A 9,417-nucleotide genomic window follows, 5' to 3' on the forward strand; every position below is an offset into this window, starting at 1 on the left:
ATTATTAAACAGTTATTTCTTCTACTTTTTGTGTTGCAGACGGTTTTCTGGTATAGCCTTTTATCATATAGTAAAAATTATAGGCAAATACCAAATGGGACACGAACATCAGCGAACCGCCAACGGCACGCCAGACCCAATAAGGTTTCATCAAGATGACGGACTCAATAAAAGGGTCTCCATCGATCCAGCTTAAGCCCTTGTAGGTGCCTCCAGCCATGAGCGACATCATATAGGCAAAAAGACCGATAAATGCCAGCCAAAAATGCGCGCCGACAAACACCTGCGCGGGTTCCCGTCCGGTCAGTTTCGGTAAGATGGCATAAATACAAGCCCACAGGAAGAAGGCAATAATGCCATACATGGTCATGTGGGAATGCGCCACATTGAAATCAGTAAAGTGCCAAACAAAATTTGTAAATCGGAACGCTTGCACACTTCCTTGCATAGAGCCTACAAAATAGAAGATGGTGCCCACCAAAAAGAAGGGCAATACATAACTTTTGGAGATATGGCTCCAACTTCCCTTCATGGTCATCAAAAAGTTAGTGGTACCAGCCACAACCGGTATCACCATTCCCGCGCTAAATACAATGGCTATAGTTTGCAACCACCAAGGCAGAGGACTAAACACAAAGTGATGAGTCCCGATCATGGTATAGAAAAGCATTTGTGTCCAAAACGCCAAAACCCCTAAAGAATAGGAATAAATAGGCTTGTTCAACGCCGATGGCAAATAATAATAGACCAAACCTAAGGTAAAGGTCATAAACCACATCCCAACCCCTTGGTGCATATAATAACCTTGGATAACGGTTTCGCCCAACCCGTCTTGGTAAAAAGGCAAATACCCAATAATGGCCAATACAATGGTCCAGATCAAAGACGCCAGAATAAACCAATTGGAGATGTAAATTTCGGAAATTTTCCGGGTCGCCACGGTTTTATAAAAATTATAGAAGGTCAAGATCAAGCCAATGGCAAACATTAACATTACCGGCCAGATATACTCTCTGTATTCTCCGCCACCGTTATTGATACCTGCCATCAGACATAAGCTCCCTAATAAAACTGTAGCGTTGATGAGCGCCCATCCCGTCCACGCCCAGTTATAATTGTATATTTTATTGTTTGAGGTACGGGCTATCACGAAATAGCCAAGGCCGATCATCGCCAATGAAGACCATCCCCAAAACACCATATTGGTATGCACTGGTCGCAAACGACCAAAGCTCAACCACGCTTGGTGGTCCATCTCAGGCCAAAGAAATTTCATTCCCAAATACTGACCAATCAGGGTTCCCAATACCAACCAAAAGGCCGCAGCACCGATATAGTAAATGACTATTTTCTTTAATTCCTGAGGAGTTTCCAGACTGAGTGACGTCTTCTTCTTTTCATCAAAAAACGCGTTGTTTGGATCTTTTTCCACACGCTGAATCAAGCCTTTTTCATCAATTGCTGTGTGGTTCCCAGACAGTTCGTTCCCTTTTAATTTGTAGGTCAAGGCCGCTTTCCGTTTTTCAAGGATGGCATCGATATCTCCCCCATCCATTGCGACGAGCTCATCGTCAAAAGCCATTCGGTTTTTATCGAGTTGCCGACGTTTCATCGTATCGATATAGCCATTTAATTTTATGAACAAGATGATGATGGCCACAATCATCACAATGGCTATCAAGATGAAGGTGCCAATGATTCCGGAACTGGAAAGCCAATTCTCTGTCGTTATCTTCTCTTGGGCACTCATCAAATTTGGGATGGCCATTAAAAACAACAAGATTATTATCTTACAATTTTTCATAAAGTTTTATTTAGTGCTTTTTTATCATTAAATAGTTTAGCCTTTCAAAATATCCACTTAAAAACAGTCACATCTCAAAAGAAAAATTGCCAATTAAACAGCAAGCTCATTTTGAATTCATATTAGCTCGACCTTCGACACACAAAGCCATGGCCACATGCATTCGCACGAAGAGAAATCAACGTTAATAAGTTTTGTATGTTACCTTCTGCCAGGCGTTTCTTGCCTTTGGAAAAGGTATATTTAAGAGACTACTCCGCCATCTTAAACATGAAGGTCATTTATGCAGACTAACCATAAAAGAAGGTATGGTTATTCGCAATTTTTGCAGATTTAAATATCCGTTGAAATGTGAATACTATCACATCATTTTACCAAGTGGCGAGTCAACAAATATATCTACATAATTTTATGCAAATATACGTGGGGAATCTATATAAGACAAATTTATCCGATATAAGTTGAAATAAATTTGATAGAATGGAAAGACGAAAATCTTTCGTCGCAGTAGCGATTAAAAACAAAAAAAGCCGCTCTAAAAAGAGAAGCTTTGATTTCTGTACAAGTGGGGTCCCGATAGCTCTTGGGACGATCCCACACCTCGCGGCAATAGATCCTAAGTCTAGCGTATATTTGACCAAAGAAATCCAAAACACCTCATTATTAATGATTTACATGTTTTCGTATTTTCTTTAAAGTCATTTAATATCAGTTGATATTAGAATTTGTTGTACCTATGTTGTACCTGTAAATCCTAATAATTACGTGTCTTTAGAAAGGATTTCAGCCCTTTTTAAGACAAATGTTGTACCTGATTTGACTTTCGTTAACAAATCATGTATGTCATCACACGCAAAAATAGTCTTACGCAAAAAGCCAAACAAGGTGGGGTTATCCCATTGGCCATTCGCATTACCAAAAATCTTCGATCTACATTTCGATATGTTGGACATTATATCGAGATAAAAGAATGGGACGAGATAAATCTAAGTGTCAAAAAAACACATCCCAACTATCAACATCTCAATAGCCTGTTGACCACCCAACTTTCAGAAGTCAACAAAGCACTGATAGTACTACAGTCCGAGCATAAAGACGCCTCTGCAAACCAAATAAAAAAAGACATTTATCATTCTGATAGCAACTCTACATTTTTTGAATTAGCGGAAGAACATCTTAACGATTTGGGAAGCTTAGAAAAGTTTAACAGGTTAGCCTGTGATAAAGCTTAGATAGGTTATATTCTAAAATTTCATAAGTCGAAACACCTCACTTTTCAGGAAATCGATAAACGATTCTTAAAAAGGCTGATGATTTACCTCAAATCCACTCATAAGCTTTCTGAGACTTCAATCATGAATATAATGGTTCTGATACGTTTATTATTCAATAGAGCTATAAAGCGGAAAATTGTCACAATAGATCTGTATCCTATTGGAGGTAACAAAATAAAAATCAAATTCCCAGAGTCAAATAAAGTTGGGTTAAGCATTCAGCAGATACAAAACATAGAAAGTCTAGTTGATTTATCAATAGTCGAAACACATACACGCAACGTGTGGTTGTTTAGCTTCTACTTCGCAGGAATGAGAGTTTCGGCTGTACTCAAAATAAGATTGTCAGATATTAATGATAATAGGCTTCAATATAGAATGCACAAGAACTCCAAATTGATCTCTATGAAAATTCCCAAAAAGACTTTAGCTATTATAAATAAATTGTTATAAAAGTGATGAAATAAATATTAATGATTTCCTATTTCCGGAAATGAAAAAAGCGAACATTAATGATGCAAAAGATGTTTTCAATAAACTAAAAACGGCAAACAGAAAGTTTAACACCAATTTAAAATCAATTGCGGAAAAAGCCAATATAACTAAAAAACTCACGATGCATATTGCTAGACATTCTTTTGGAAATATTGCAGGCGATACAGTACATCCGCTAATGTTACAAAAATCGTATTGGCACAGCGATTTAAAAACAACACTGAATTACCAAGCAAATTTCATCCATAACGACGCTGATGATGCTTTGGATAGTGTTGTAAATTTTTAATTTCCCATCATCATAAAAAAATATGTTGAGCACATCCTTGCATTTATGAGTTACTGCTACACTTCAAATTGAAATTTCTCAAAATCATCTCCTTTTAATATCTACTCCCATATAGTCCTGCCAAATAACCAATATAAATTTCTCTTTTCCATATTCCGTTCTTTTTAGAAAACCGTATTCATAGACAAATAGGTAGACCTCTCCTTTCTGGTTTTTCCAATAATGTGTAAAGAAATTGGGGTCAAATCCCAGATCCAATAAAACTTGGGCTCTGATGGTAACCTTACCACCCTTGTTATATTCCTTGAGTAACCTACGGTTTAATTTCAACTGATTATCCACCTTATTATAAAAACGTTCCGGATTTTGCTTTTCTTTTTGATATTGATAAGCACTTTTGCACTGTGGATCACAAAATTTCTTGTCTGATCTCCCCACCAATTCCTTACCGCAATGAAGACATACACTATTAATTCTCATTTTAAAACGATTTATAAGCAGATTATACGCATCCTATTCGTATAAGGTACGGTTAAATCATTTACATCCATTAGATTGCATGAAAAAAGTCATGGAGAAAGGTAGAAGTGTCACGCTAAAACATCTTTTAATTAAGGAGAAGCGCTATATCGGGTTACAATTCAACACAGATAAAGTCATTCACGCCCTTGTTAAGCAATTGCCAGAGGTGAAATGGAGCAACACCTATAATATGGCTTACATTGTGAACAACAAAAACAATCTCAATAAGATCTTCCATATCTTCAATGGTGTTGCCTGGGTCAATTGTAACCACTTTTTTGATAAAAAGATTATCAAACAGAATAACGAAGACATCGATATTACTTGGTTTAGAAAAAGGCAGCTCCCAACCACATACCGGGTTTGTCCTACCAATTATTTGGATAAATTAGAGTTGAAAAAATACGCCAACAACACTGTTAAATCTTATGTATCCACTTTTGAAGCTTTTATCAACTATTACAACACCAAGGAATTAATCGAAATCAACGAGCTTGATGTCAGAACTTATGTATTAAAGTTAGTTCAAGAAGACAAGTCAAACTCCTATATAAATTCTGCCATAAACAGCATTAAATTTTATTACGAATCTGTCCTTGGAATGCCCAATAGGTTTTACGAAATAGAAAGACCAAGAAAAGAAAAAAAATTACCTAAAGTGCTTTCTAAGGAAGATGTCTTAAGTATTATAGCCAATACGAACAACCTAAAACACAAATGTATTGTGAGCCTTCTATATTCATCTGGAATAAGAAGGAATGAGTTGATAAATTTAAAAATCACGGACATTGATAGTAAACGGATGCTGATACGTATCGAAGCTGCCAAAGGAAACAAAGATCGGTACACCCTGCTTTCGCAATCACTGTTAATAGATCTTCGCGAATACTATAAACAATACAAACCAAAAAAATATATAGTAGAAGGTTTATATGGGAAGCAATATTCAGGACAAAGTATTGGTAAAGTAGTATTAAATGCGGCATTAAAAGCAGGTATCCAGATTCCTGTAACACCCCATATGCTCAGGCACAGTTTTGCCACCCACCTACTGGAGGCAGGCGTAGATTTGAGGCAGATCCAAGTATTATTGGGCCATAGTTCAAGTAAAACAACCGAAATTTACACACATGTTGCCACTACTACATTTCAAAAAATAAAAAACCCACTTGATTTTTAATAAAATATATAAGGATATATAGAACATAATGTTGAATATATCTTAAATTGGCAGTATAATGAACATAATGTTCATTATACAATTGTTGGCAACCATATCACAAAAATTCGGCTGAAACTGAAAACTGACCGAATAAAAAAATCAACAAAACGGAATTTTGACGGAATGGAAATCAAAATTTTTTTTTGGTTTTTTAAGAGTAAAATTAAAAACTACTTTTCTCGACAAAATCATATCTGGAATTGACAAGCTCGCCTGAAAACCGAGCCCGAAGAATCTGAACTTAAAAATAGAAACCCAAACAGCAACGTCGGATTTGAGCAAGTTGCGTAAAATAACAGCATCGGATTTTAGCAAGATGCCCAAAAAATAACAACGTCGGACTTTACTCGGTCGCACGCAATCACAACGTCGGATTTTAGCCTGATGCGTAAAATAAAAATATAACGTGGGGAAAAGTAAAAATACGGTTGCCAACAGCGTGTATAAACCATTGCTGGGTCTGTGCTTTATTTGGAACATTAAAGAAATCTTCCAAAGTTTGTTTATATTTGGATTGGTTCGTGTGTGAGAAACGCAACGGTCCATACACAAAACGTTACCCACCATTTAAAAAAAAACATTGTGACAAACATTCCAATTTCTAAAACTGATCCATTTACGAAAGAATACGAATTAGAGTGGAAATCGGTTGGTGGAAATGAATTTTATGAAAAGGTTTTGAATGGTTCCATAAATATGGTTTCGAGCAAACCTGATATAAACCGACTTTTTCTTACGGTCAATCATTTAGACGGAAAAGATTATCTGATTTTAAGACATCCAAGTAAAGACTATATGTTGGATGCGGGCGATAAGTTTTATTTGCTTTTTGATAATAACGAAGTATTGGAATTTGAAATTGAGAAAAAATCTTTTCATTTATATAATAGCCTAAATGATACTTACAAGCAAGTTTATGAAAATCGTATTTTGCTATTTAAAGAAGATTTAGAAATATTGGCGCGGACTGAAATTAAAGATTGGAGGATTTTGGTTTCTGACAATAGGAAAATTGAAGGAATGCGTCATTTTGGTACAAACCATAATTATCAAAGCGAGCTAAAGTTAAAATCAGCGTTGCGAAATTTATTTTACGATTATAATGAGATTTTGAAAGGAATAGATAGCTATCAACCAATTTCAAAATTGGATTACAAAGAAGAATTCAATCCGGAAGAAAGTTGTCATCTTTATCTAATGAAAGATTTGGCAAATGGATATTATAAAATTGGTATCTCAAATAATCCTACTTACAGAGAGAAAACATTGCAGAGCGAAAAACCAACAATCGAGCTCATTAAATCAAAGTTGTTTTCAAATCGAAAAGTGGCTGTTGCTTTTGAAAGATCTTTGCACAAAACTTATGAAAATAAAAGGTTACGTGGCGAATGGTTTGAATTGAGCGAAAGAGATATAAAAGAAATTAAAGAAATAATGGGCTAAAAAACGGTGGGTAACAATGTGTATAAGCAATGGCTTGTCCTCGCCTACTTGGAAAATCCTGCGGATTTTCCAATGGCAAGTACCTGTTTGCAATTTTCCGTGACGAACCACGCCACTGCTCATACACGAAACGTTGTGGTGCATTTAAAAAAAAATCGTGCTTTAATTGAAAAACAGAAAAAAGAATGAATAGCGAAATCGAAATTTATCAAATAAATAAGGTTGTTCCCAAACTGTCCAAATGGTTTAACAATGAAAAATTAATATGCTCACAAATTCTGATAAATTACTTGAATTTAGAAGAAAAAGTTGGTGATGTTAACTATTATGATTTGGCAAATAAATGCAAAAATCTAAAAACGTTTAAAACAAATTTCGCGCAGATGAAAAATCTCGGCGAAAAAAACCACGGAAAAATTTTTGAAGTCAATAAAGACAAAATCCAACTTTGGAAACCAATTGAAAAAGATATTTATCGAGAATTTACTAAATATAAAAAATCGAAAGGTTATAATAATTAATCTAACAAGTAATTTAAAAACGAAAGTATGACAGAAACGGCTTTACAATACGAATACATTATTAGAAATGCTCATCAAGTGGGAAGACTTGGAATTCCCGCAGCTCACGCAGATACCTTTCGAGGACTTGAAAGAAGTTTTATCAGACAAAGAGATAATAAAGACAAAGAAACAAATGACGAGCTTTTATTTGAATATGCTTTTAATTGTGGCGAAGTAATTACAAATTTAAATAATGCAATCAATGCATTTGAAAAAAGATTTGACGGAAAACTTACCGACCAAGACAAAGAAGAATTAAATGACATTGAAGACTTGCTCATTAATGGTAAAATGAAAGAAATTGACAAATCAATAGAATTAATTCAAGAAGTGCTCAAACGACACGGATTAATAGCTTGAGCAGAGTAGAAAAACGCACCACAACACAGTATATAAGCTATGGCTTGGTCTGTACCTACTTGGAAAATCCTGCGGATTTCCCAAAGCCGGTTTTTATTTGGAGAGGTTCGTGCTAAATCGCGCCACAGCTCATATACATAAACGTTGTATGCAATGTGAACAGACCCTTTATGATTGACAAAAAAATTTACAGATATACAAATGTCGAATTATTTGACATCATAAAAAACGGAACTAATAAAGCCGAAATTAAGTGTGCGGAATCTGAATTTAATTCTCGAGAATTGTCAATCGAACAAAAAGCTGAAATTAAATCTGATTATATAAAATACAAGAAATACCAAAATGACCGAAAACAGCAACCTTTAACGGATAAGGAATGGTTATCTTTTTTCATTTTACCATTTTTTACAACAAAACCAAGATGGAGAGAAGACCATTTCACGGAATCTGAAATGGAAAGATTGAAAAAATATGGTTTTGAAAAGAAATATCGGCAAGCTGAAAAAATAAGGACTTATGGATATTTGTTTTGGTTTTTGGTAATTATATGTACAACTCTGATTTTTATTAAACTGAATAAATAGAAAACACTGCATACAACAATGTGTAAAAATAATTGCTGGTTCTCGCCCACTTGGAAATTCCTGCGGAATTTCCACAGGCTCGGTCAATTTTTACTATTTTAGGTGTTTATCCCACGCAACTATTCTTACACTAAACGTTACCCAACATTTGAAAAAAAAACTACATATAGAAATCGGAAGTGATCTAAAAACCATAAACGGAATTGGATTTTTTATGACGTTTTTTGGGCAAATAGCTTTTTTTGTAACTGGAATTCTTCTTTGGTCTAATAATTATTTCCCTCTTAAGGAAAAAGAAATCTCCTTCGTTGGATTAACAAATAGTGATTTTTATCTAATTTTTATTCTTTCCTTATTAGTAACCATTATCGGTTTCATTCTTAAGAATTTGTGCAAATATGAAACCGTGGATTTAGAGATTTATGACAACAGAATAGTCTTTAGGACTGAACAAAATAGAGTTGAATTACTAAATGAAAAAATATATAAACTAATACCAAAAACAAATAGTTGGAACGGAAAAAAACGTTTGAATATTAAAATGTTTGACTTAAGTATTTATAAATCTCAAATGAATAAAGCCACTTACTCGGAATTAACTGATTTGTACGCTAATAAGTTCATTTAAATTAAAAAACGTTGGGTAACAATGTGTAAAAATAATTGCTGGTTCTCGCCTACTTGGAAATTCCTGCGGAATTTCCACAGGCTCGGTCAATTTTTGTTATTTTAGGTGTTTATCCCACGCAACTATTCTTACACCAAACGTCAGACTGCGCAATAACCTCCCTTTCTTAATAACTTTGTTGATTTCCTTTTAACGCATTGCCCGGATCACTTTAAGATATTGGTTATCTT

11 protein-coding genes are annotated in these 9,417 nt (G+C 34.8%); 9 read left to right on the forward strand and 2 right to left on the reverse strand.

Features of this window, described 5'->3' with window-relative positions:
* Positions 1-4: 4 nt before the first annotated feature.
* The gene (locus tag J4051_RS10935) at positions 5-1,804 is read right to left on the reverse strand and encodes a cbb3-type cytochrome c oxidase subunit I (protein ID WP_208233905.1); all 1,800 of its coding nucleotides are present in this window, start codon (positions 1,802-1,804) and stop codon (positions 5-7) included.
* Between the two features lie 836 nt (positions 1,805-2,640).
* Between J4051_RS10935 and J4051_RS19015 the strand changes: the two genes are divergently transcribed.
* The 3 genes from J4051_RS19015 to J4051_RS19025 are packed head-to-tail and all read left to right on the forward strand — an operon-like array spanning position 2,641 to position 3,862.
* Entirely contained in the window at positions 2,641-3,036 is a 396-nt protein-coding gene (locus J4051_RS19015; protein ID WP_236027364.1) for an Arm DNA-binding domain-containing protein, read from the forward strand.
* A 51-nt stretch (positions 3,037-3,087) separates the two neighbouring features.
* The gene (locus tag J4051_RS19020; protein WP_317192712.1) at positions 3,088-3,531 is read left to right on the forward strand and encodes a phage integrase SAM-like domain-containing protein; all 444 of its coding nucleotides are present in this window, start codon (positions 3,088-3,090) and stop codon (positions 3,529-3,531) included.
* Between the two features lie 40 nt (positions 3,532-3,571).
* Entirely contained in the window at positions 3,572-3,862 is a 291-nt protein-coding gene (locus tag J4051_RS19025) for a site-specific integrase (RefSeq protein WP_236027367.1), read from the forward strand.
* An 84-nt stretch (positions 3,863-3,946) separates the two neighbouring features.
* Here J4051_RS19025 and J4051_RS10945 read toward each other — a convergent pair whose 3' ends face one another.
* Complete coding sequence (locus J4051_RS10945) at positions 3,947-4,342, reverse strand: hypothetical protein (protein ID WP_208233906.1); 396 nt, start codon at positions 4,340-4,342, stop codon at positions 3,947-3,949.
* Between the two features lie 91 nt (positions 4,343-4,433).
* On the opposite strand from J4051_RS10945, the gene xerA reads away from it, so the two are divergent.
* The 6 genes from xerA to J4051_RS10975 all read left to right on the forward strand — a co-directional run bounded on the left by xerA (position 4,434) and on the right by J4051_RS10975 (position 9,187).
* The gene (gene xerA, locus J4051_RS10950) at positions 4,434-5,564 is read left to right on the forward strand and encodes a site-specific tyrosine recombinase/integron integrase (protein ID WP_208233922.1); all 1,131 of its coding nucleotides are present in this window, start codon (positions 4,434-4,436) and stop codon (positions 5,562-5,564) included.
* Positions 5,565-6,188: 624 nt separating this feature from the next.
* Positions 6,189-7,049 (forward strand): GIY-YIG nuclease family protein, encoded by an 861-nt coding sequence (locus J4051_RS19210; protein WP_208233907.1) that lies wholly within the window; start codon positions 6,189-6,191, stop codon positions 7,047-7,049.
* A 185-nt stretch (positions 7,050-7,234) separates the two neighbouring features.
* Positions 7,235-7,570 (forward strand): hypothetical protein, encoded by a 336-nt coding sequence (locus J4051_RS10960; RefSeq protein ID WP_208233908.1) that lies wholly within the window; start codon positions 7,235-7,237, stop codon positions 7,568-7,570.
* 27 nt (positions 7,571-7,597) lie between these two features.
* Entirely contained in the window at positions 7,598-7,972 is a 375-nt protein-coding gene (locus J4051_RS10965) for a hypothetical protein (protein WP_208233909.1), read from the forward strand.
* Positions 7,973-8,142: 170 nt separating this feature from the next.
* Complete coding sequence (locus J4051_RS10970; protein WP_208233910.1) at positions 8,143-8,559, forward strand: hypothetical protein; 417 nt, start codon at positions 8,143-8,145, stop codon at positions 8,557-8,559.
* Positions 8,560-8,707: 148 nt separating this feature from the next.
* Positions 8,708-9,187, forward strand: a complete 480-nt coding sequence (locus tag J4051_RS10975) for a hypothetical protein (protein ID WP_208233911.1) — start codon at positions 8,708-8,710, stop codon at positions 9,185-9,187.
* Positions 9,188-9,417: the final 230 nt, after the last annotated feature.

This window comes from Gelidibacter pelagius (assembly GCF_017581925.1).
Lineage (GTDB): Bacteria > Bacteroidota > Bacteroidia > Flavobacteriales > Flavobacteriaceae > Gelidibacter > Gelidibacter pelagius.